16 protein-coding genes are annotated in these 21,771 nt (G+C 68.2%); 12 read left to right on the top strand and 4 right to left on the bottom strand.

What is annotated here, in order from left to right; genetic code table 11:
* Positions 1-24 precede the first annotated feature (24 nt).
* The gene (locus tag MBA17_RS29135) at positions 25-543 is read right to left on the bottom strand and encodes a GtrA family protein (protein WP_238499810.1); all 519 of its coding nucleotides are present in this window, start codon (positions 541-543) and stop codon (positions 25-27) included.
* Between the two features lie 531 nt (positions 544-1,074).
* Between MBA17_RS29135 and MBA17_RS29130 the strand changes: the two genes are divergently transcribed.
* Positions 1,075-1,515: a PPOX class F420-dependent oxidoreductase gene (locus MBA17_RS29130; RefSeq protein WP_238499809.1), complete on the top strand. Its 441-nt coding sequence runs from the start codon at positions 1,075-1,077 to the stop codon at positions 1,513-1,515.
* 190 nt (positions 1,516-1,705) lie between these two features.
* The gene (locus tag MBA17_RS49725) at positions 1,706-1,831 is read left to right on the top strand and encodes a hypothetical protein (protein WP_274386130.1); all 126 of its coding nucleotides are present in this window, start codon (positions 1,706-1,708) and stop codon (positions 1,829-1,831) included.
* A gap of 4 nt (positions 1,832-1,835) precedes the next feature.
* Here MBA17_RS49725 and MBA17_RS29125 read toward each other — a convergent pair whose 3' ends face one another.
* Positions 1,836-3,065 carry an alpha/beta hydrolase family protein gene (locus MBA17_RS29125; protein ID WP_238499808.1) on the bottom strand — a complete coding sequence of 410 codons (1,230 nt, stop codon included), beginning with the start codon at positions 3,063-3,065 and terminating at the stop codon, positions 1,836-1,838.
* A 111-nt stretch (positions 3,066-3,176) separates the two neighbouring features.
* Between MBA17_RS29125 and MBA17_RS29120 the strand changes: the two genes are divergently transcribed.
* The 10 genes from MBA17_RS29120 to MBA17_RS29075 all read left to right on the top strand — a co-directional run bounded on the left by MBA17_RS29120 (position 3,177) and on the right by MBA17_RS29075 (position 19,476).
* Positions 3,177-3,323: a hypothetical protein gene (locus MBA17_RS29120; protein ID WP_238499807.1), complete on the top strand. Its 147-nt coding sequence runs from the start codon at positions 3,177-3,179 to the stop codon at positions 3,321-3,323.
* 366 nt (positions 3,324-3,689) lie between these two features.
* On the top strand, positions 3,690-3,917 hold the full coding sequence (locus MBA17_RS29115) for a hypothetical protein (protein ID WP_238499806.1): 228 nt from the start codon (positions 3,690-3,692) through the stop codon (positions 3,915-3,917).
* A gap of 478 nt (positions 3,918-4,395) precedes the next feature.
* Positions 4,396-5,778, top strand: coding sequence for a hypothetical protein (locus MBA17_RS29110; protein ID WP_238499805.1), 1,383 nt, complete (start codon positions 4,396-4,398; stop codon positions 5,776-5,778).
* A 347-nt stretch (positions 5,779-6,125) separates the two neighbouring features.
* Positions 6,126-7,052, top strand: a complete 927-nt coding sequence (locus tag MBA17_RS29105; RefSeq protein WP_238499804.1) for a hypothetical protein — start codon at positions 6,126-6,128, stop codon at positions 7,050-7,052.
* Positions 7,053-7,115: 63 nt separating this feature from the next.
* A complete protein-coding gene (locus MBA17_RS29100) occupies positions 7,116-11,105 on the top strand; it encodes a DUF6603 domain-containing protein (RefSeq protein ID WP_238499803.1) in 3,990 nt (1,329 codons plus the stop codon).
* On the top strand, positions 11,102-13,459 hold the full coding sequence (locus tag MBA17_RS29095) for a hypothetical protein (protein ID WP_238499802.1): 2,358 nt from the start codon (positions 11,102-11,104) through the stop codon (positions 13,457-13,459). Before MBA17_RS29100 ends, MBA17_RS29095 begins: the two co-directional genes overlap by 4 nt.
* A complete protein-coding gene (locus tag MBA17_RS29090; RefSeq protein ID WP_238499801.1) occupies positions 13,456-17,226 on the top strand; it encodes an RHS repeat domain-containing protein in 3,771 nt (1,256 codons plus the stop codon). Before MBA17_RS29095 ends, MBA17_RS29090 begins: the two co-directional genes overlap by 4 nt.
* A 39-nt stretch (positions 17,227-17,265) precedes the next feature.
* Entirely contained in the window at positions 17,266-18,585 is a 1,320-nt protein-coding gene (locus tag MBA17_RS29085; RefSeq protein WP_238499800.1) for a hypothetical protein, read from the top strand.
* Positions 18,586-18,783: 198 nt separating this feature from the next.
* Positions 18,784-19,134 carry a recombinase family protein gene (locus MBA17_RS29080; RefSeq protein ID WP_238499799.1) on the top strand — a complete coding sequence of 117 codons (351 nt, stop codon included), beginning with the start codon at positions 18,784-18,786 and terminating at the stop codon, positions 19,132-19,134.
* Positions 19,135-19,182: 48 nt separating this feature from the next.
* Positions 19,183-19,476, top strand: coding sequence for a hypothetical protein (locus MBA17_RS29075; RefSeq protein WP_238499798.1), 294 nt, complete (start codon positions 19,183-19,185; stop codon positions 19,474-19,476).
* 238 nt (positions 19,477-19,714) lie between these two features.
* Here MBA17_RS29075 and MBA17_RS29070 read toward each other — a convergent pair whose 3' ends face one another.
* Together MBA17_RS29070 and MBA17_RS29065 are read right to left on the bottom strand one after the other, a co-directional pair.
* Positions 19,715-20,689, bottom strand: a complete 975-nt coding sequence (locus MBA17_RS29070) for a helix-turn-helix transcriptional regulator (RefSeq protein ID WP_238499797.1) — start codon at positions 20,687-20,689, stop codon at positions 19,715-19,717.
* The gene (locus MBA17_RS29065) at positions 20,686-21,630 is read right to left on the bottom strand and encodes a transcriptional regulator (protein ID WP_238499796.1); all 945 of its coding nucleotides are present in this window, start codon (positions 21,628-21,630) and stop codon (positions 20,686-20,688) included. Before MBA17_RS29065 ends, MBA17_RS29070 begins: the two co-directional genes overlap by 4 nt.
* Between the last annotated feature and the right edge of the window lie 141 nt (positions 21,631-21,771).

The following is a 21,771-nucleotide window of genomic DNA, read 5'->3' as shown; positions in this document are numbered from 1 at the left end:
CTACCCGGCGGGTGGAGGGTTGGATCAGGCCGCCTCGTCCTTGGGCTTGGGCTTGGGAACTGGAGCTAGCCGTACGCGGCCGGGGTGGGCCTCCTCGTCGGGGAAGACCCACTTCCGGAACGCCCAGAAACGGAAGACCATGGCGATCAGCGTGCCGATGACCTGCGCGCTCATGAAGTCGGCGATCTCCTGGGTGACCAGGCTCACGTCCGGGGTCTCCAGCAGGAACACGTACCGGGAGATCCATAGCGGCACGGAGCTGAGCACCAGACCGACGCCACTGACCAGGAAGAACAGCGCCGCCTCGTGATGGCGCTCGCGACCGCCCCTGGTCCGGAACGACCATTCACGGTTCAGCACATAGGACACGATCGTCGCCACGAGCACCGCGATGACCTTCGCGGTCACCGGCTTCGGTTCCAGAATGGTCAGCTTCAACCCATAGAACACCGTGTTGTCCACCAGGAACGCTGTTCCACCCACCACCGCGAACTTCAGCAGCTCACGGTGCTTCAGCGCAAGGGCGTGCAGCGGTCCCGGCAATCTTGCGAGTACTGCGTTTGCTGTTTCGAAGCATCCCGATCTTCTCACCAGCCGGACACCCTGGTCTCAAGACTCACTGACACGGCCTTTCCGGCTCGGGCGGCTGGAGCCGCACTTGACGGCATCTGGTATCAATCCTCACTCACACCACAGTCGAGTACTTCGCGGTGGAGCGCCCGTCAGGGTCCGGACCGTCTCGGTGACCGGATGAGCCACCCGGCAGTCCAGCCCGGACACGACGTTGGGGATGACTCCCCGCCGAAAGCGGATGCTCAACACCGATCAAGCGGCCACCATACATTCGTTCCATTGCGCCCCACCACTGATGCCGTAGGAGACGTCGAGGTCGACGGCGACCAGGATCGAGCGGCCACGGAGCTCGGTGGCCGCAAGCGACCGGCTGCTACTCGCCAGAATGCCCTCGGGCAGCAGTTCGCGGACGAGAGCGGCGGTACCCGGTGATCCGGCTCACGACACGCTGACCGTTGCGAGCGCCGCCGAACCCGGTGGCTTGTGATCGACAATGGGGGTATGTCCAAGCCACCACTGCCGCCCGAGGCGCAGGAGATGCTGGTCCGGCCCAACCTGTGTGTGATAGCCACGTTGCGCTCCGATGGTGCGCCGGTGACCACGCCGACCTGGTACCTCTGGGAGGACGGCCGCGCGCTGGTCAACATGGACGAGGCCCGCGTACGGCTGCGGCACCTGCGCCGGGACGAGCGGGTCTCGCTCACCGTGCTCGACACCCCGGACTGGTACACCCACGTCACGCTCATCGGGCACGTCTCGGAGCTGTACGAGGACCAGGGCCTGGCCGACATCGACCGGATCGCCCGGCACTACACCGGCAGCCCGTACCCGACCCGCGAACGCACCCGCTTCAGCGCCTGGATCACCGTCGACCGCTGGCACGGCTGGGGCGAACACCGCGACAGCGACCAGCCCACCACCAACCAGTCCACGGGACGCTAGCCGTACGGGCTCGCCCGCCGCCCGCGCTCACGCCTGAAGGTTGGTGCACTGATCCGCCCTCAAACGCGGGAGCGTTTCCATAGAAGATCAAGATCCGATTGATGCCGGGCGTGGTCCGTACGGGCCGCGCCCGGCGTTGCGAGCTGGAGGCCGAACTCCCGGCGGCGCGTGAGCAGCTGACAGCCCGTTCATGCCTCGGCCGTGGTTCCGCGACCGGTTGCTGTCGCAACTTCCGGCGATGTACGTGCCGGCGCTGTCGGCGACCCTGCGCGTGACCGCGATTGCCTTCGCCGTGGCGCTCGCGGCCGGGATCTAGCGCGTCAAGCGCAGGTCTTCGTCTGCGGCCGGCAGAACGTGATCTCGGTGTAGCTCGCCGAAGGCTTGCTCAGCAGAGACTGAGGCTTGTCGCGCAGGTGCTGGTCGAAGAAGGCCGTGACGTACCTGCGGGTGATGGCCATGGCGCGGGCGCCGCCGATGTCGGAGCCGTCCTCGATGCCGAGCTGGTCGACCAGCACCCCCAGGTCGGTGAAGGACACGTGCACGGCTCCGGTCATCAGCAGCCAGCGCTTCCAGCCGGTCAGCCCCGTCCAGACGCGCTCCCACGAGGCAGCAGGCTCGCCCTTGCCCGGCGTGTAGGTCGCGGGCTTGCCCAGGAAGAGGAACGGCCGGGACAACCCCGATGCGGGGATCGTGCTCTCCACGGTTCCGTCCATATCGATACCGGCGCGCAGCCGAGAGTCCTCCAGCATGGCCGTGACGGTGCTCGCGCCGCCGGCCGATTGACCGGCCATGGCGATCTTCGACGTATCGATCAGGCCGGCGCTTCTCCACTTCGGGTGTGCGCCGGTCAGCTGGTCGAGCACGAAGGACACGTCGGCGGCCCGGCTCTTCTCCAGCTTCCCCCACCAGCCCTTCTCCTTGGAGATCTCGCATGTGACACAGGTGGTGACCCGTCCGTCGGGGAAGGTCGTGGCGACGTTCTCGTAGGTGTGGTCGATGGCGGCCACCACATATCCGCGGCTCGCCAGTTCCTCGGCGAGGCCCGTGAGCTCGCTGCGGGGCTTGCTGTGCCCGGGGGAGAGCACCACGAGGGGCAGGCTGTGCTTACGCCCGGTGGGACGGGCGTCGGTGAAGGCGTTGGTGCGGGTCTTGCTCAGCGTGTCGTAGGGGATGCTGGTGATCTCTCCGTCCTTCAGGAGCAGCTCGGACTCCTTCGCCGTCATGTACTGCGCCCGCTTGCGGCCTGGCGATTTGGCCGGGTACCACAGCGAGACCATGAGTTCGCGGTACTTGACGGCGGGGACCCAGGGGTCGGGGCGCGAGGTGTCCTTCATGTACAGGGATGTGATGCCGACCGACTGGGAGCCGGTCGGTTTGGGCAGGTACGGCGTAGCCGTCTGGGACGCGGCGGCCGGCGGGGCCTGGACGAGTCCGGTGGTGGCCAAGATGGCGACGAGTCCGGTGATGGTGGCCAGCCGTCCACGCCTCCGAGGTTTGCGCAGCTCGCCGCGGCCATCGCCCGGCGGGATCCGGTTCGGGGATTCGATCATGCTAGGTGAATATACACTCAAGATATATACGCAGTGTACAACTAGCGAATCTGGCAAGCAATCGATTGACGACGCTCCGTAGTAATGGCGTCCTGCAACCAGGTTCTGGCCGTGTCGGATCCCACCAGCACCCAGACCGTGTGGAGCGCCGGCTACGCGGGGGTCAGCGCGGAACGGCTGATGCCGCGCGCCCTGCCGTACACGTGGCTCATCGCGATCGGCGGCCAGATCCTCACCGCCGGCCGTTTCCTGCCCTGAAGCACCGGGCCGGTCGGGCCGAGGCCTCACTCGGGGGCGCCGGCGGCCATCGTTGATGGCGGCAGCACCGCCGGCCACCATGGGGGCCGGGGACGAGGGGCGTCGCCAGGAACGTCCCCGACATGATCAGCGAGGTGGTCCCGGCCGCCATGAACGTTTCACCTTCGTCACCCGCTTTCCCGCCCATCGCTCGTGGTCGCGCCTGCTTCCCGCGCCGCGGGAGGGCCGCGGCCTGTTCGTCGCGGGTCACGGATGCGATAGTGCGGGCACCGCTCACACAGCAGCGATCCGCGGGTCTCTTCGCGACAGCGTCCCCGTACGTTCCCCATACGTCACTCGTGCGGGTGTCCCACCGGGAGGAATTGGATGCGCAAGTTACGGGCTCTACTCGTCTCCGCCGCTCTGACCACTGGCGTGGTTCTGACGATGACCGCCGCACCCGCACAGGCCGAGAGCATCCGGTACGTCTACTACATGGAGGCCGACTGCCACAACGGCGGGAACCTGGGCATCCAGTGGGGCTGGTGGACCTCCTACCGGTGCGTCTACGAGAGCTACGGCGGCTCCCAGGGGCGCTGGTTCCTCTGGGCCTGAGCCGGGCGGAAACCGCACGGGGAAGGCCGGTCCCACCCGGCCGTCCTTCCCGGGCCGGGCTCCCCGGCCGTCAGTTCGCCGTCCCGCCGGCGCCGCGCACCGCCCCGGCGGCGAGCCATTCCACCCGCGTGATCGCGTACCCGGGCGATGCGGTGCCGAACCGTCGCCAGTAGACGGACCCGAGCCTGAGGCGTCGCTCTCGTCTGAGAGAGCGGCGCCTCCGCCGTTCCAGCGGCCGGTGACGCATGACCTGAATGCTTGTCAAGACACTGAGAACATTGCCATATCGCCCCGTTATGGCTTCTTGATTGCTCTTGTCACGCTCCAATACTGCCGTTTGGATCTAGGGGAGTGGTCTTCTGCGCTGCGTCACAAACGGCGGGTTCGGATGCGTCACCCGCGTCGCCGCCTGCCCTGACGGCTTTTAGTAGTGAGCAGATCACCTGGATGAGACTTACCCACAAGGAGGCTATTCCGCATGCCCGACGCCCCTCTGCTGCACTACAGCACCAGCACCGCGCCCCTCCAGGCAGGCACCCCCGACAAGCCTGCCGCCAACACCATCGACATCACCGTCTCCAGCCCGGCCGGCCAGAAGATCTACTGCAGCAAGATCGACGTCGCCGTCCCGATCAGCGCACCCGACGACGCAGGCGCGTACTTCACCGAGCCCCCGCAATCCTCGATCACCGGCAAATGGAGCCCCGCCTCCGCCCAAATGAAGACCGGGCAGGAACTCGGACTCGAACCGGCCACGAACTACTACCACGTCGTCTTCCAGGCCCCACCCATACCGGGATTCGACCTCATCGACACACCGCTGAAAATCAGCATCACCGGCAACGTCGCCGCCACCCCCGGCAGCGAACTCACCTGCCCGGTCACCGAAACCTCCGGCACGACCAGCGGCAAATACACCCGCAAGACACCCCAGGAACTGACCTGGGACACCGCGCAGCCCGTCTTCTACCTGCACAACTTCCTGGCCGGCGCCCCGGACAGGCCGACCGTCCCGAGGACGAAGTTCAACGCGGGCGACGAGGTCTACCTGACCTGGGAGAGCAACGGCAGCGAATTCCAGCTCTACGACGGCGACGGCACGACCCTCTACGAAGGGCCCGCCACCTCCTACACCATCCCGAGGGACAAGATTCTCAACGACACCACCTTCACCCTTCAGGCGTCCATGACCTCCGAAGCCCAGCAATCCACCGGCTTCCACCCGGTCTACCAGTACGCCACCATCACCATCACGATCAACAACCCGACCTTGAGCCAGATGACCGTCACCAACGGCACACGCACGCCCTGGATCCAAGGAGCTGTGGACGGAAAGAAGAGCCGCGTCACCTTCTCCGAAGCGGGTGTGGAGATCCTCGACAACACGGGTGCTTGGGGGGCCCTGCAGGCCGACAAGGCCGACCTCAACGGCGTGAACACCGAATGGGTACAGGGAAAGAACGCCTACGACGGCCGGATCACCTTCCCGACAGAGGGACTGAATGTGAGGCGAGCAGGCGGCGGGGACTGGGGGACGGTGTTCGCCGACAAGGCCGACCTCAACGGCGTGAACACCGAATGGGTACAGGGAAAGAACACTGACGACGGCCGGATCACCTTCCCGACAGAAGGACTGAACGTGAGGCGAGCAGGCGGCCAGGACTGGGGAACGGTGTTCGCCGACAAAGCCGACCTCAACGGCGTGAAGACCACATGGGTACAGGGGAGAAGCACCGACGACGGATGGATCGGCTTCTACTCGGAAGGGCTGCACGTGTACCAGGGGCAGGGGAATCACAACTGGGGGACCGTGCAGGCCGACAAGGCCGACCTCAACACTTTGAAGGTCAAATACCTATAGTTAAAACGCTGAAATTGCTCCGGAGGCATGGAAACCAGGTCGAACTGGGGAAAGTATTCTTTTGAGCCGTGCCACCAGGTTGCAGACATTAGCAGCGCGGTCGCCGAGGGCAGTATCACCATACGAGGGCATGCGGCCTCTGAACGGCTCAAGCAGGCGGTGCGAGCGCAGCAGCGCGATGCCTTCCGCAGGTATTGCACGCCGTTCCCTTGGGATATGCGGGGTCGACAGCGTATCTCCATTCCGGAATCTGTGCCCCGCACGCGATGGCGCCGATAGTGCGACTTACCCGTATTGCATGGTTGCGCGATAAAGCACTGTCAACGATCGACGAGAGGGGCTACGCGATGGTCCTCGCCAATAACGACATCCTCCAGGGTGAGAACTCGCTCGACTTCGCCGATGGAGGTGAGGCCGACCCGGATCGCTTTCGCAACCTGATGAAGAAGGTGCGAGGTAAGTACACCGAATACGCGCCGGATACGTGCCGGAACTGCAAGGACAGTAAGCCTTGCACGAACACCGCATGCTTTTTTCGCGTTGACATGGCGTTATCGGACGAGAGGTCAATCCAATTTTACTTCACGAAACGTGATCTGTATCTGATCGGATGGACGATCGGCGATCCCGACTACGTGCCCGCACCGGGAGACGATCGACCAAAGTATGTTGCAGCCGGCGGCGACAACGATTTCCAAACCATGCCTGCAGGGTTGGATCGGATCAACGACGCCAACCAAATCCCTATCATGCACGGCCAGTTCAAGCAATTCAGTGAGATGAACGTATGGCTCATGGGCGGCAAGCTGGATGATCTCTACAATTTCCTGAAAGACCTCCGCGCCTACAAGGCCAATCGCAAAGCGGGGAAGAAACCCGATCAGAGCAATGCCGGCGTGGCGTTCAATGCAATGATCTACATGACGTCGGAGATGGTCCGGTTCGGGGCGTACTGTGATGGCTTCTTGAAGTGTTGGGTAGCCGGCGAATGGGATCAGTATCCCTTTGTAAGCGAATCAAAACGCACAGATCTTCCTCCCTTCTGTGGCGCAGTAACGGAGTGGGGCAAGCTCTCCCAGCTGATTGACAACGCCGACCGCAAGGGCGAAACCGGGAGCACGGTGGATATTGGCGGCAATATCAAATTAACCCTGCAGAATGCCAGAGACATGATAGGCGACGGAGTGTTGTGCCGCCCCGGCACCCCACAGGGCAGCTCATCGGGCCCTTCCTCATCGGGCGGTAAGTCGGGCAAGAAGTCGGGCAAGAAGTAGGGCGGGCAGTGAGACATGGATGATCTGCGGTCCGGCGGAGAGGATTCCGTCGATCTTGATGCGTTGAAGGCGTCTTTCCTGGGTGGTCTGCCGACGCTGAGCGCCACGGACTCCGCGCTTCCGGTGCGGTTGCGAGACATGCTCGGCACGTTCCCGAGCGGTTCCTGCCAGGGGGCGGCCGGTTCGGGGCGGGCGGAGGCGGATGCGGGACATACGACGCTGACGCTCTCCCTGACGTGCGCGTCGTTCGCCTGGCCCACCGGCGCGATCGCGACCGTCGCGGTGACGGGCGTGACGGCGGCGGTGACGAACAAGGGCGTGGTGACCCTCACCCTCAGCGGAACGTTCGATGGGGTCGAGGTGACCTCGACGATGACCGCGGCCGGTGCCGGGCGGCTGATGGTCGCGGTGCGGCCGACCCGGCAGGGTGCCTTCGCCGGAGAGATAGAGAGCTTGGGCAGGCGCTTCGCCGGTGACGTGTGGCAGAGCGCGCAGGCCGGGTTGAGCGAGTTCGGGTTCGACCCCGGGAACGTCGCCGGTTTCGACTACCGCCTGGTGAAGGATGCGGCCGACCTCTACAAGGTGTCGTCCGTGGCGGTGGTGGCCGACCTCGACATCAAGGGACTTCCGCTCCAGATCGCGTTGTGGCTTCCCGACCTGCGGATCATCGGTTCGCTTCGCGACGACAAGCCGATCGATGTCCGGTCACTGCTGGAGTCGTTCGGCATCCCCGCAGATGAGGTGCCCGCGGAGCTGGCCATCAGCGACCTGTCGTTCGCCGCCGCCCTCGGACACGCCTACATGGTCCGGATGAAGGTCACCGGCTTGTGGTCGTTCGACTCCTTCAAGATCGCTTCCCTGTCGCTGAACCTGGCCTACAACAAGTACGAGAAGTTCGTCGCCAATATCGCGGGCACCGTGGCGATCGGCTCGGTCCTCAGCATCGATGTCTCCGCCACCAAAGGCTTCGGCAAACAGGGCGGCTGGTCCTTCCGGGGCGGTCTCGCGGCCGGTGAGGACCTCGGCATGGCGGAGGTGACCGCGGCCCTGGGCCTGTCGGACGTGCCGGAACCGATCAAGAGCCTGGAGCTGACCGGCCTGTGGTTCTCCTACAGCACCGGTGCCGGCGCAAGCGTCTTCGACCTCGTGTTCCAGGGCGACATGATGATCACCGATGAGGTCCGCGCCTCGCTTGAGGTGACGGTCACCCGGGACGGTTCGGGAACGCGGTACGCCGGGACGCTGGACGTCGCCGGCTTCGACTTCGAGGTCGTCTTCGACAAAGACAAGTCCGGCACCGATGTGTTCGCCGCCACGTTCCGCGGCGGCGACGGGGGCATCGAGATCGTGCTGCGTGACTGGGTCGCGCACTTCTCCGCCGACCTGGCGGCGGATGTCCCCGACAGCCTGCGGATCGACTTGAAGGACGCCAAGTTCGTCCGGGTGAAGCCCGCGGACGGCCCGGCGCGGTTCTGCGTCGGCGTCGACCTGGCGGCGGGCATCGACCTTTCCCAGCTTCCCCTGGTCGGCGGGTTCCTGTCGCAGGTGGGGACGTTGAGCGTGGAGAACCTCCAGGTCCTCTACAGCTCCGGCGAATTCGCACCCCAGGCCGTCACGCTGGTCAACGGGCTGCTCGGGCAGGCGGAGGTGGTGCCGCTCCCGACGGCCGGGCTGAAGGCGGGTGTGGCGGCCCTGGCGGAGCTGAAGGTCGGGAGCGAGACCACGCCGGTCGCCCTCGGCGTGCCCTCCACCAACGCCCCCGCCACCAAGGGGAACGGTCAGTCCAACGCCCCCGCGGTACCGAACCCCTCCACCCCCGCCCCGCAGAGCACGCCGGCCTCCAACGTCCACTGGATCTCGGTGCAGAAGAAGCTCGGCGTCGTCCAGATCAACCGGGTCGGCGTGATGTACCAGCACAACGTGCTGCTCTTCGAGCTGGACGCCGCGGTCACTCTGGGGCCGCTGTCCCTGTCGTTCGACGGGCTGGCGGTCGGCTCGCCGCTGGACAGGTTCGCCCCCACATTCGACCTCTCCGGGCTCGGCGTGTCCTACAACGCCCCGCCGGTGGAGATCTCCGGTGCCCTGCTGCACCTGCCCGACGACCAGCTCGACCCCAGCGTGGCGTTCCAGTACGACGGTACGGCGACGCTCGCCCTGCCGAGCTTCTCGCTGGCCGCCATCGGCTCCTACGCGCAGCTGAAGGACGGCGAGCCCTCGCTGTTCATCTTCGCCCAACTGGAGGCGCCCCTGCTGGAGGTGCCGCCGGTCCTGGTCTCCGGGCTGATGGCCGGCTTCGGGTACAACCGGGAGCTGACCATGCCCTCGGCCATGGAGGTGTCCGGCTTCCCGCTGCTGACCCTGCACAAGCAAGGGCCTGACTCCGACGCGAACAATCCCCTGCACGTGCTGAACGTCCTGGAGGGGCGTGAGCCGGCCGTCGCAGGTAGCCAGCCGCGGCAGTGGATCGCCCCGCGCCAGGGCTCGTACTGGCTGGCGTTGGGGGTGGAGTTCAGCGTCGCCGAGGTGGTGAATGCCAAGGTGTTGCTGGCGGCGGAGTTCGGCCACGACCTGGTGCTGGCCGTACTGGGGATCGCGACCCTGCAGCTGCCGCTGCCCTCGGAGTCCGCCACCCGCACCTATGTTTACGCGGAGCTGGGCCTGGAAGCCACACTCCGGCCCATCCAGGGGACCTTCGAACTGGCCGCGCAGCTGTCCCCGGCCTCCTATGTGCTGACGCCCGACTGCCACCTCACCGGGGGGTTCGCCGCCGCGGTGTGGTTCGGGTCGAACCCGAACGCCGGGCAGTTCGTGGTCACCCTCGGCGGATACCATCCGGCGTTCCAACCGCCCGCCTGCTACCCGAGGGTGCCGCGGCTGGGCATCGACTGGGCGGTCGGCCACGGAGTGTCGATCACCGCGCAGGCGTATCTGGCGGTGACGCCGTCGTGCGCGATGGCGGGCGCGAAGCTCAGCGCCGTCTACCAGGGGGGTTCCGTCCGGGCGTGGTTCACCGCCCAGGCCGATCTGCTGCTGTCGTGGCGGCCGTTCTGGTTCACCGCGGGCATCTCGGTGAGTATCGGCGCCTCGTGCCAGGTCGACGTCTGGTTCGTGCACAAGACCGTCACTGTGTCGGTCGGCGCCGACGTGCAGCTGTGGGGGCCACCGGTGGGCGGTACGGTCACCGTCCACGTCGTGTGCTTCACCGTCACGGTCAGTTTCGGCCACGGGCGCCCCGGAACCGGCGACAAGACACTGGGATGGTCTGAGTTCGCCAGCATGCTGCCGAAACCAGCGGACATGGTCACCATCGCGGCGGTCAGCGGTCTGGACAAGACCATTGACGACGACGGCGGCGGCAACGGCGGCAAGGTGTGGCTGGTCCGCGCCCGCGACCTGCGTTTCTTCACCCAGGCCGGGATCCCGGCCAGCCATCTGCGGACGGGGGAGGAGCCGCTGTCCTCATCCGGGCCCGATGACGGACCTCTGGTCGACGTACGCCCCATGAAACGCAGCGGCCTGGTCAGCGAGCACCGCCTGAAGCTCTACTTCGAGAACGAGCTCACGCGGACCGACGGCTGGACGCTGACGCCCCGCCTCCGGAACCTGCCCGCGTCGCTGTGGGGCACCCCGCCCAAGACCGTCAAAATGGGGTTCCTGACCGGCGAAGAACGCGAGGCGCCCAGCGCCGACGTGCTCCCCGACCGTCCGGTCGGCTTCGACGTCCAGGCGCCGCGGCCCGAGCTGGCCCCCTCACGCGGCGTCTTCCCGCTCAGCGAGTACAGCGAGGACGAGCTCCCGCCCGGCCTCTCACCGCTGCCCCGGCGGCCCGCCGCCAACGGCGACTTCGTCTCCGCCCCCGACCCGTCGTGCGTGGACCTCATCGGTCGCACCGACCGCGGGGACGCCAAGAACGGCCGCGACCAGGTGTATGCGGCCCTGGCCGACGCCAAGCTGTTCACCGGCCCCAACGACTCCCTGGCCGGCCTGGCGGGCAACGCCGGCCACCTGTTCAGCCAGGCCCCCATGACCCAGGACGCAGGGAGCCGGACGTGAGCCCGAGCCCGCAACACTCCGCCCGCGACACGATCCCCGTCGGGGACATCGAGCTGCACGACGACTACCTGCCCGCTCTGCCCGCGGGTGACTACCGCGTCGAGGTCACCCACACGCTGTGGACCGAACCGGAGGCCGGGGAGGCGTTCACGGCCGTCCAGAGGTTCACCGTCCGCGGCCCGCAGATCGCGATCGACACCGGCGCGGTGGTCGCCAAGCAGCCGCCGGACGCCTCAAGCGGCCGGTACGCCGAGGTCCTGCCGCACGTTGTGCTCGGCGATCCCATGCTGCCGTGGGAACGCGCCATGCGCGGCGCCCCGGCTGGAACTCCCTGGCTGGCGCTGCTGGTGCTCACCGACGACCAGCTCGTCGACGGAACGACCGCCCCTACCCGCACGATCTCCGGCACGGTCGGAGACTTCCTCGCCGACGACCCGGACGTGCTCAAACCCGAACTTGCCCTGGAAGCCGACCTCGGTGACGCCGATCCCTGCGCGTACATCCAGGTCGTGGCCGAGGAGTTCCACGCGGTGGCGCCACGGCTGGCGGAGCTGCGGTTCCTGGCGCACTGCCGGGGGGCCAACACCGGTGACCGAGCCATCATGGGCATCAAGGAGGACGGACTGTTCGCCGTCGTCGTGGCGGGCCGCTTCCCGGCCACCGCTCCGCCCGGCTCCACCACCGCGACCAAGAACATCGTGCACCTGGTCTCCCTGGAGGGCCACGAGAAGATCCTGGTGGACGACCCGGACTTCCAGGGCTGCGACTCGGTGGCGCTGCTGTCCCTCGCCAGCTGGTCGTTCTGGGCCTATCCCGATCGGCAGGCCGACTTCGCCGATCTCGCCGAAGGACTCACCCGCACCCCGGACGGAAACCAGGCCGGCCGCGAGGAGATGTGGCTGCGGCCGGCCTCGCCGTACCAGGACACCGACGGCACCCCGGCGCCGCAGCGGCAGGTGGCGCGGCGGCTCAACGACGGCTACCTGCCGCTGCCGTACCTGACCCGCTCAGGCGAGGCCACCTACGGCTGGTACCGGGGGCCGCTCACCCCCGTCATGCCCGTGGCCACCGCGCGGGCGGCGCAGGCCACCACCGCCGACGCGCTCATCGGCTACGACCCCGCCTGGGGCAGCTTCGACATGTCGCTGGCCACCGCGTTCGAGACCGGCCGGGCGCTCGCCGTGGCCGACGCCGCCTTCGCCCAGCACCTGCTCGCGTTCAAACACGCCGCCCGGCACCTGATCGACACCCTCTACCACCAGGCCACCAGCAACCACCTGCCGCCAGACGACGACGGGCCGAAGACGGCGCGGGCCGCGTTCGGCAGCCTCCTCGACAGCGACCTGCTCACCGCCCTCGGCACGCCACCGGGCAGGCCCGCCGCCCCGTGGACACCGCCCGCGCCGGCCGCGCCACCGGCCGACCCGGCCCAGGCACTGGAGGACTTCCTGCGATCCGACGCCACCCGCGCCACCCTCACCGGGGCACTCGCCGACGGCGACGGGCTCAAGGACCATTTCGCCCCCATAGCACAGTGGCTCGGGCGGCTCATGCTGCTCCACCCCGTGCCGTTCACCCACCTTGTGCCTGAGGAGCGGATGCTGCCGCAGGAGTCGCTGCGCTTCTTCCACGTCGACCCCACCTGGCTGGACGCGCTGGTCTCCGGCGCCCTCAGCATCGGCGCGCAGTCGAGCCGGGACACCCTCCAGGACCAGATCGTGGCCGACACCGTCCGGACGGCGGCAGCCCGGACGGCGGCGGCGCATCGTGACACGCTCCGCGGCACCACACCCGACGACCCCGTCCCCGACGACACCACCGCCGGGGACGCCGGGAACGGCTTGGGCAGCGCCGCCCGGCCCGTCTCCGGGCTGCTGCTGCGCTCGGCGCTGGTCTCCGGCTGGCCGAACCTGGCCGTCCGCGCCGGAGGCCCGGACGGCGCGCTGCTGCCGGTGCTGCGCATGGACCACCTGGCGCCCACCGTGCTGCTGTGCCTGTTCGACGGCTTACCCGCGACGGTCGAACTCAGCGAACCCCAAGAAGGCTTCCGGTTCGGCGTCGAGGACCACGGCCTGATCCCGCTGCGGAACATGCTGCCGCCGAACTCGCCCACCGGCCCGCAGCTCGGCGAGCAGCTCGGCACCGACGTCACCTTCCCCGTCCTGGACCACCTGAGGACCGGCACCGGCGGCCGGGTCCTGGACATCGGCTCGCTCATCCCCGCGCTGACGGCCGCGCTGGAGACCGCACACAGCACCACTGTCGGCCCGGTCGGCCCCGCCGACCTGGCCATGCAGATGGTCAAGGTCCCCGAGGCCATCCGCTTCACCGGCCCGAACGGAGACCGACGATGACCACCAGCCCCGCACTCGTCGTCCCCGTCGGCCTGGACGCCCTCGTGGTGAACACCGCCCTGCGGGGCCGGGACGGCTTCCGCACCTGGCAGCACAACTACCAGGCGCTGAACGACTACATGAGCCCGGAGCCGGACGAGGGCGACCGGCAGAGCAACGAAGCGGTCCACAACCACACCGGCGTGCACCTGCACTGGACGCTGCCCCGAGGGCTCCGCCACGGCGTCCAGGATCCGCAGACCGGAGAGGTCCGCTATCCCTTGGTGCCCAACCGGTGGCTGGTGGTCCGTTTCAGCGGCACTTCCACCCGCCGGGCCAAGGCATGGGTGATCGAAAGCGACTGCCCGTACAGCGGCACCGCCTACCAGAACGGTCATCCCTACGACAGGTCGAGCTCCTATCTGGTTTCCGACGCCACCCTGCGTGCCTGGCAGTCCAGCCCCGACCCCTACCGCAACACCATGACGCCCGACGCGCCCCAGGTCCTCATCGGGCTCGCCTTCCCGCTCACCGACACCGCTCCCTGGACGGAACGAGCCACGGACGTCCCCCTGTTCGTCACCGCCATGGCCACCGGCGACCCGTACTTCACCACCTACACGCCGCACAACAGCAACGTCTTCTCCTTCCTCGACGACCTGTCCGACGTCACCGCCGCCGACACGCTCGGCTACCAGGTCATCGGCTGGTACTCCGACCCCGGCGCCGACATCCTCGCCTCCCTCCCGCCCGGCGCCTCCTACGCCGACCACCTCGCCCATCTCGGCTGGCAGGACCCCCGCCTCACCGGCGACCCCGACCAGGACACCGCGGTCACCCCCGCCACCCGCAGCCTGTACTCCGGCATGGCCCTGACCATCCCCTGGGACCCGAACGCCACCTCGGCACCCGCCCCGGACCCCCTGGACACGATCCGGGACAGCGGCGGGCTCAACGTCGCCGTCGGCAACACCACCGAAGACGCCTTCACCGCGCTCGCCGGCCGTACCCTGCACGCCACCGGCGCCTCCCCCTCCGGCTCGGACCTGCAGCTGCTCCGCACGTTCCTGCACAACGTCCTGGACATCGCCGACGAGAAGGGCGGCGACGCGCGGGTACGCCGCCACGTCCACGACGCCTCGTTCGGAGCCTCGGCCGGAGGCCACCACTGGACCGTGACACCACCCCCCGCCGACACGGCGGATCCGACGGCGACGCCCGCCCCCTTCACCCCGCCGACCTGGCTGGCCACCCTCAACGACGACCAGCACCGGCTCGACAAGCAGCTCGGCGAGCTGTACACCCACCAGTGGCGGCTGAACGCCCTGTGGCTGAAGTACGGCCTGGCCGACGCGCTGTCACCGCGTCCCGGCGCCGCGCCGGACCCGGACCGGATGCGACAGGAACTGGACCCCAACCAGGAAGGCTCGCTCGCCCACACGGTGCACGCCATGACCGCCCAGGTGCGGGACCTGGCCGCGAAGGTCCCCCAGCCCGACGACACCCGTCCCCATGCGGGCGACCACGACGCGCTCCTCGCCGGGATCAGCGCCTTCGCCGAAGCCCGGGGGCTCACCGGAGGCGCCACGCTCAAGGCCGTCCCCCGTCACCCGTACTGGCAGAGCAACAACCCCGTGGTCAGCGTGTCCGGTCTCCTGCCGCCGGCCGACACCACCGTCTCCGACGAGCCGGTGCCCGTACGGCCGCTCACCGACGACGGCACCTCGCCCCTGGTCGGCGCCGTCACGGTCGCGGGTACGACGATCAGCGCGACGCCCGGCGGTGCAGGTCACGGGGCGATGCCCGCCGTCCCGGGCCTTTCCGCACTCCCGCAGGAGATCTCCGCGCTGCTCGCCGAGTGCTTCCTGCTGGACGCGGGCAGCGCGCCCGCGCTGGCCGCCGCCACCGGCCTGCCGGTCAACGACATCAGCGCCGTCATCGCCGCCCACCGACCCGCCGACTACACCGGCACCCTGCCCGCGCTCGGCCTGGACCCCTGGGCCCAGTCCTGGGAACCCCTGATCATGGAGTGGAAGGTCGCCTACCGCCACATCCCCTACGCCGCAGGCACACAGCGCTGCTGGACCTTCGACGGCACCGACTACCGCTACACCGGCGCGGTCGGCGCCGCCCCGGACCCGGTCACCGTCACGGGCATCTCCGGTCTCGGCCCGCACCCCCGCTCCCTGTTCGCCGCCCGGCTGAAGGAGTACATCGCCCACCACGGCACCGACGACCAGCGCGGACAACTCGACGCCTGGCTGACGTCGATCGGCGGCTGGGCGTTCCTCGCCCAGGAACTCACCGGCTTCAACGAACGGCTGGCCGCCCGCGACCTGCGCGCCTTCCGCCGTCCCAGCACCGACGACACCGACCACCCGCACATCGCCGGCCTGGCCGGCTACCTCGACGCCGCCACCGACGACGGACTGCCCGCCCGTTACCGGGGCCGGGTCACCAGCTCGCCGTACCTCCCCGGAGGCGCCGGCGCCCCCTTCCACGAGACTCGGCAAGGGCAGATCCACGTCGAAGAGCTCTTCCTCTACGACAAGTTCGGCCGCGTCCTCGACGTCGTCAGCCCCGACACCGAAGGCGGCGGGCTGCACGACTACCGCAACTTCCCCCTTGTCGTCGACACCCTCCTCACCGCCGAGACGTCGCTCACCCCCACGATCGCGGCCGTCGCCCAGCTGCCACCACGCCCCCTCCAGCCCGCCCGGCTCGACTTCGACCTCCTCGACGCCCAGACCGGCACCCGCATCGTGCGCACCGCGGCCGACCCCAACCCCATCGGCGGCTGGATCCTGCCCAACCACCTCGACCACAGCCTGCTGCTCTACGACCCGGCAGGCCGCCTGCTCGGCACCTACCGCCTGCTCACCGGTGCCCAAGGGCAGCGCAGCGGCCGGTGGGAACCGCCGCCCGACGGCACCGTCACCACCCTGGACCAGGTCGCGGCGCTCGCTCCCCTGGTCGCGGGGCTGATCGGTTCATCCAACCTCGCCACGGAAGCCAACTTCACCGCCTTCCTCGACGTCATCGACGCAACCCTGTGGACCACCGAGCCACTCGGCCAGCGCGCCGACCAGAACCTGACCCTTTTGATCGGACGCCCTCTGGCCCTCGTCCCCGCACAGCTCCGGCTGACCCTCGAAGGGCCACCCCTGGGAGACACCGGCTGGGCCGCCACCCTCGACCCATCGCCCCCCGCCTTCACCGCCGACCGGTTCGCGGTCCGCCTCGGCGACCAAGCCGCCCGCGATGACGGCCTCATCGGCTACTTCACCGCCGACGACCCGGCCGCCTACCGGTACGACAGGTTCCACAGCGTCACCGCGCCCGATGACGGGCAGGACTACGCCACACAGATCGGGCCCCTCGGCACCCAGCAGGGCGGCAACTACCCTGAGCTGACCTTCGGCGATCCCGCCCCGACCCGGCTGCTGCTGCTCCTGGACCCGCGCGCCGCCGTACACGCCACCAGCGGCATCGCCCCCACCGCCGCCGTCACCGTGCCACCCCGGCACGTCGACGACGCGCTACGCCACGTGCAGGCTCTCTTCCGGTTCGGCCCCGTCCTCACCACCGAACACGCCCAGACCCTCGTCTTCCCCCGGCCGGCCGAGAAACGCGGCACCTGGTCCTGGCTGCGCCCCGCACCGGGACAGGCCCCCTGGACACCGTACGAGCTGACCCCCGCACTGCCGGACGCGCAATTTCCCGACAGCCCCGCCACGCTCGAAGACGGCATGCTCCGCCTCCTCACCGAACCAGAACAAGAGCACTAGCCCACACCCCACCCCCTCACCCGACTGGGAGGCTTCCCCATGTCCGACGCCCTGCTGCACTACAGCACCACCACCAGCCCAGCGCCGCTTGAAGCAGGCAGACCCGACAAACCCGCCTCCGCCCGTATCGACCTGACCGTCTCCGCCCCGGCCGGCCCGAACATCTACTGCGAAAGGATCCTCGTCGCCGTCCCGATCAGCGACCCGGACGGCGGAGGGGCGTACTTCACCGAGCAACCGCACGCAGAGATCATCGGCGGCCCTTGGAGCGCCCCGTCGGCCCAGATGAAGTCCGGGCAGGAACTCGGCCTCGCCGCTGCCACGAACTACTACTACATCCCCTTCGAGGCTCCGCCCGTACCTGGGTTGGACCTCGTCGACAAACCATTGCAATTCCGCATCACCGGCACGCTCGCCGCCACCACCGGCAGCGGACTCACCTGCCTGGTCACCGAAACCTCCGGCATGAGCAGCGGCACATACACCCGCAAGGACACGTTCGAGCTTGCCCTGCCCACCGCCGAGCCCGTCTTCTACCTGAACAACTTCCTGGCAAACGACCCGGACAAGCTGACCATCCCCAGGACGAAGTTCAACGCCGGCGATGCCGTCAACTTCACCTGGGAGAGCAACGGCAGCTATTTCCAGCTGTACGACGGCGACGGCACGCCCCTTTACGAGGGACCCGGCACCGTCTACACCCTCCCGAAGGACAAGATCGTCAACGACACCACCTTCACCCTGCAGGCGTCCGTGACCTCCGGAACCCAGCAATCCACCGACGTCCAGCCGGTCTACCAGTACGCCACTCTCACCATCACCGTCTCCAACCCAACCCTCACCGGGCTCACCGTAAACGGACTGCTTTCCGCCAAAAACGACCTCACCGTCTCCGGCTCTGGCTACGGGGAGAAGATCACCACGGTCGGCGCCAACGGCCTGATAGTCCAGAACGACTGTAGCGTCGTGAAAGACCTCTCCTCCGCCAGTCTCAACACGCGCGGCGACATCGACTGCGCCGGAGGACTTCTCGTCAAGGGGGACCTCGCCTGCGACGATCTCGACACGCGCGGCGACATCAACTGCCAAAAGGGGCTTTCGGTAGACGGGGAATCCAAGTTGAACGGCGACGTCACCCTCGGGGACCAAGTCAGCCATCACAGCATTACGGTAAACGGCGACGTGACAATCCAGGAAGACCTGGCAGTCGAGGGTTACTGCACCGTCAACAAGCTGCTGCATGCCAAAAACGACCTCGCCGTAGCTGGAGACGGCGCAGAGAAGATCAGCACGCGCGGGACCGACGGCCTTTACGTGGATGGCACCCTCACTCACTATGGGGATATAATCCGGGGTTAGTGGGCGTTTGACCCACTTGTCTAATCGACAAGATTTATTTAAGCTCGGTAAGCGATAACTCTCTGCGTTCTCATAAATGGACCAGATGCGAGAGTTCTGCGAGAGGCCCGAAACCGATCACGTTTCCGCAGATCGCTGTTCGCAGAAAACCTCTCAAAACCCAGGCGTTCTGCGAGACAGTTCTGACACGATGCCGCTGTGGATCTGACGCCGGCGCTGGTGCCCGAGGACCGCGCTCCCCGGCGGCCCTGGAAGCCGGGGCCGCCCGTCGAGGCCGCGCCGGCCGCCGCAGCGGCCAACCCGATCCGGATCGGGTACGCCCGCTGCTCGACGGCCCAGCAGGAACTCCAGAGCCAGCTCGACGCGCTCGCCCTGGCGAACTGCAAGCGGGTCTTCTCCGAGAAGATCAGTATCCGGGTCAAGACGCGGCCGGAGCTGGAGAAGGCGCTCAAGCTTGCGTACGACATCAAGGAGGCCGCCCCCGGTCAGGAGGCCATCCTCGGCCCCTTTCTGGCGTATTCGGGGACTGCCAGCTCTGGACCCGTTTAGGTATTTCCGATATAAAGAGATCTCCACAAGGTTCTGGAGGTGGTTAGAATGGCGTTCAATCCGGCCGGTACGCGGTGGTCTGTGGCGGCCTTCGACGACAACGGGAAGCTCAACAGTTTCCACCCCACGCCTTGGGAATTTCACGAGCAGGTGATGAATGCGGGAGACCTCTGGGTTGGCGGCTACACCATCACAACGGGCGACGCTGACCGGTTGAAATGCCAAAACATCGCCTCGGGGGAGACGTCGGTGACCGACACGTTCGAGGTCCACTTCGTGACCCCCAACCGGTTCATCGCCACCAAGGATGGATCGCTTTACCGGTTCGGTAAGAGAATCTGACGGCATCCTTAGGGACCGCCAGTTTCAGTCTTGAATCATTTCGTATCCCGCCGGCGCTGGGCGGGGCGAGCCGGACGCGCAATTCCCCTGGCTCAAGCGCCGGTTGCCTCTTGCCAGGGCCTACGCCCGAATCCGTCCTGATTGACGCTCCGCCTCCGGGGAGCCTGGAGAAGGGGCTCTTGGGGTGGGAAGGGCGCGGTTCGTTGAGCGCGCCCGCGCGGTCCTTCAAGGGGCGCCGTCAGGGGGCGCTTGGGGGTGGGTGGGAGCGGGTGGCGTGGACGCCGGCCTGGAAGCGGGTGCGGGCGCCGAGACGGGCCATCAGGTTGGCGATCCGGCGCTCGGCCGTACGGTGGCCGATGCCGAGCTGGCGGGCGATGGCCTCGTCGGTGAGCCCCGACAGCAGCAGCGCGACCAGCCGCGCGTCGTCCCGGGAGTCCCTCGGCGGGTTGCGGGCCGACGGGGCCAGGCCGAATGGCAGCGCCCGCTGCCACAGCCCCTCGAACAGCCGGATCAACGCCTCCAGCAGCCCCGACGGGTGGATGACCAGTGCCGACACCGCGTCCGCCGGCTCGTGTCTGAGCAGGAGGAGCGCCAGCCGGTCGTCCACCACGTACAGCTTCATCGGCAGGTCCGGAAGCACCCGCGCCTGCTGACCGGCCTCGACCATCTCTTCGATCTGCCGTAGCGCGCCCTCGGCCGCCACGAACTCCCGCTCGTAGATCATGCGGCTGGTGACGCCCCGTTCGAGCAGCTCGCGCTGGGCGGCCACACTGCCCAGCGGGTCGAAGTAGGGCCGCTTGGACAGGCACCGGAGCTGCTGCCGGGCCGCGCGCTGGATCTGGGCGTGCCGCTGCTCGACCGCGCGCCGACCGGTGACCACCTCGACGACCACCGGGGGAGTGCGTTCCCTGGCGCGTTCCTGGAACACCTCCTCCAGCTCCCGGGCCCGCTCCCGGACCCGGAGCAGGTCGCGCTCGGCGGCGAGCAGCAGGACGTCGAGCGCGATCTCCGGGGCGACGGCGGCGTAGACGGGCGGCGGCCCGGGTGATGTGCTGAGCAACCCCTTGCGCTCCAGCGCCGCAAGCAAGGGCTGGAGGTCGGCGCGCGGCCAGACGGCGGTGAGCTGGTCGAGGGTGGCGGGCGAGCGGTCCAGCAGCACCTCGTACAGCGCCTCCTCGTCGGGTCCGAGCCCGATGGCCCCCAGCGACGTCACGAGTCCAGCCAGCCGCGGAGGGCCGCCTGATAGCCCGCCTGGAAGCGGGTCCGGGCGTCGAGCTGGACCAGCAGCGCGCGGACGTGGCGGCGTACCGTGCGGTCGCTCCAGCCGAGGTGGGCGGCGATGGCCGCGTCGGTCAGCCCCGCGGTGAGCAGCGGCAGCAGGTCGCGCTGCGCGTCGGCGGCCCTCGTCGCCTCGGCCAGGCGGCCATGTCGGACCTGCAGCGGCACCGCCCGCTCCCAGTACATCTCGAACAGCGCCGACAACGCGTCCAGCAGCGTCGAGTCGTGCACCACCAGCGCCGATTCCACGACGTGCTGGTCGTGGCGTAACGGCATGATCGCCATGGGTTGATCGTTCAGCGCCAGCTTGACGGGCACGTCGCCGACCCTGGCCTGCTCGCCGGCCGCGACGTAGCGGGTGATGAGCGAGAGGGTCCCCGGCACCTCCATGGCGCGCCGGTCGTACAGCGCCCGATACTCGACACCCCGCTCCAGCAGCTCGAACTCCACGGCGTTCCCGCCCATGGGTGTCGCGTACGGCGGCGCGTCGAAGACCCGGATCTGCCGCCGCGCGCTCTCCTGGAGCCGATGGAACCACCGGCCCACCCCGTCCTTGCCGATCACCACCTCCACCAGCTCGGCCGAGTCCTGGTCCGGCACCGAGCGGTGGAAGCGGGCCGCGAGCTGGGCGGCGCGGTGGCGGGCCGCGGCCAGCTCCCGGGTGCGCGCCCGGATCAGCGCGTCCAGCCCCATCTCGGGGGAGACCGCCACGTACCGCGGTGGGTCTTCGGGGAGCCGGGTGATCAGCCCGAGCTCCTCCAGGCCGGCGGCCGTGGACGCGGCGTGCCCCAGTTCGGCGAGCGTGGCGGGGGATCGCTCGACCAGTGCCTCGTACAGCGCCTGCTCGGCGTACGAGAGCCCGATGATCTCCAGCACGTCCCCAGCATGTCCTATTTCCGTACATGGCGGAAAGAGGACTCACTGCCGTCTTTCGCGTCTTTACTGTGATCTGTCATGGTTCCCGGGGACACCGATGATCTCTGAGGAGAAGCATGATCGGCCGGTCGCTTGTCGCGT

Source organism: Dolomitihabitans soli, assembly GCF_022213955.1.
Lineage (GTDB): Bacteria > Actinomycetota > Actinomycetes > Streptosporangiales > Streptosporangiaceae > Streptosporangium_A > Streptosporangium_A soli.
This window is presented reverse-complemented; position numbering and strand designations above follow the sequence as displayed.

What these genes read in the sequence shown, in the direction of transcription:
- MBA17_RS29130 (WP_238499809.1), top strand. Translation starts at nt 1,075, where the DNA reads ATGTCCAAGCCACCACTGCCGCCCGAGGCGCAGGAGATGCTGGTCCGG.
- MBA17_RS49725 (WP_274386130.1), top strand. Translation starts at nt 1,706, where the DNA reads ATGCCTCGGCCGTGGTTCCGCGACCGGTTGCTGTCGCAACTTCCGGCG.
- MBA17_RS29125 (WP_238499808.1), bottom strand. Translation starts at nt 3,065, where the DNA reads ATGATCGAATCCCCGAACCGGATCCCGCCGGGCGATGGCCGCGGCGAG.
- MBA17_RS29115 (WP_238499806.1), top strand. Translation starts at nt 3,690, where the DNA reads ATGCGCAAGTTACGGGCTCTACTCGTCTCCGCCGCTCTGACCACTGGC.
- MBA17_RS29110 (WP_238499805.1), top strand. Translation starts at nt 4,396, where the DNA reads ATGCCCGACGCCCCTCTGCTGCACTACAGCACCAGCACCGCGCCCCTC.
- MBA17_RS29105 (WP_238499804.1), top strand. Translation starts at nt 6,126, where the DNA reads ATGGTCCTCGCCAATAACGACATCCTCCAGGGTGAGAACTCGCTCGAC.
- MBA17_RS29090 (WP_238499801.1), top strand. Translation starts at nt 13,456, where the DNA reads ATGACCACCAGCCCCGCACTCGTCGTCCCCGTCGGCCTGGACGCCCTC.
- MBA17_RS29085 (WP_238499800.1), top strand. Translation starts at nt 17,266, where the DNA reads ATGTCCGACGCCCTGCTGCACTACAGCACCACCACCAGCCCAGCGCCG.
- MBA17_RS29075 (WP_238499798.1), top strand. Translation starts at nt 19,183, where the DNA reads ATGGCGTTCAATCCGGCCGGTACGCGGTGGTCTGTGGCGGCCTTCGAC.